At 67.1% G+C, this 1,216-nt stretch carries 1 protein-coding gene; it reads right to left on the bottom strand.

The window, feature by feature from the left end; genetic code table 11:
* The coding region (acnA, locus tag EN818_RS30625) for an aconitate hydratase AcnA (protein WP_135906213.1) at window positions 1-1,216 on the bottom strand (1,216 nt) is incomplete at both ends.

Consider the following 1,216-nt stretch of genomic DNA (forward strand, 5'->3'; position numbering starts at 1 on the left):
GAATTGCCGATGCAGGTGGTGCAGCCGAAGCCGACCAGGTTGAAGCCGATCTGGTCGAGCTCCTTCTGCAGCCCCGACTTCTCCAGATACTCGGCCACCACCTGGCTGCCCGGCGCCAGCGAGGTCTTGACCCACGGCTTCTGCTTCAGCCCGACGCGGTTGGCGTTGCGGGCCAGAAGCCCGGCGCCGATCAGCACGCTCGGGTTCGAGGTGTTGGTGCACGAGGTGATGGCGGCGATGACGACGTCGCCATGGCCGAGATCGTGGCCGGCGCCCTCGACCGCATAGCGCTTCGAGATCTCGGCCGCCTTCTTGTATTCGCTCTCCATCGCCTTGGCGAAGCCGGCCGGAATGCCTTCCAGCGCGACGCGGCCCTCCGGCCGCTTCGGCCCGGCCATCGACGGCACGACGTCGCCGAGGTCGAGCTCGAGCAGGTCGGTGAAGACCGGATCGGCCGAGCCGGCGTCGCGCCACATGCCTTGCGCCTTGGCATAGGCCTCGACCAGCGCGATGCGGCTCTCCTCGCGGCCGGACATGGTCAGGTAGCGGATGGTCTCGCCGTCGACCGGGAAGAAGCCGCAGGTGGCGCCGTATTCGGGCGCCATGTTGCCGATGGTGGCGCGGTCGGCCAGCGTCATGTTGGACAGGCCGGGGCCGAAGAACTCGACGAACTTGCCGACGACGCCCTTCTTGCGCAGCATCTGGGTGACGGTGAGCACCAGGTCGGTGGCGGTGACGCCTTCCTTGAGCTTGCCGGTGAGGCGGAAGCCGATCACCTCCGGCAGCAGCATGGAGACCGGCTGGCCGAGCATCGCCGCCTCGGCCTCGATGCCGCCGACGCCCCAGCCGAGCACGCCGAGCCCGTTGATCATGGTGGTGTGCGAATCGGTGCCGACGCAGGTGTCGGGATAGGCGGTGGTCTCGCCGTCCTCCGCATTGGTCCACACCACCTGGCCGAGATATTCGAGATTGACCTGGTGGCAGATGCCGGTGCCGGGCGGCACGACGCGGAAGTTGCGGAACGCCTGCTGGCCCCATTTGAGGAACTTGTAGCGCTCCTCGTTGCGCTCATATTCGAGCTCGACATTGCGCGCGAACGCCATCGGCGTGCCGAACTCGTCGACGATGACGGAATGGTCGATGACCAGGTCGACCGGCACCAGCGGATTGATCTTTTCCGGATCGCCGCCGAGCGCCTTGATGCCGTCGCGCATCG

The organism is Mesorhizobium sp. M3A.F.Ca.ET.175.01.1.1 (assembly GCF_004791945.1).
Taxonomy (GTDB): domain Bacteria; phylum Pseudomonadota; class Alphaproteobacteria; order Rhizobiales; family Rhizobiaceae; genus Mesorhizobium.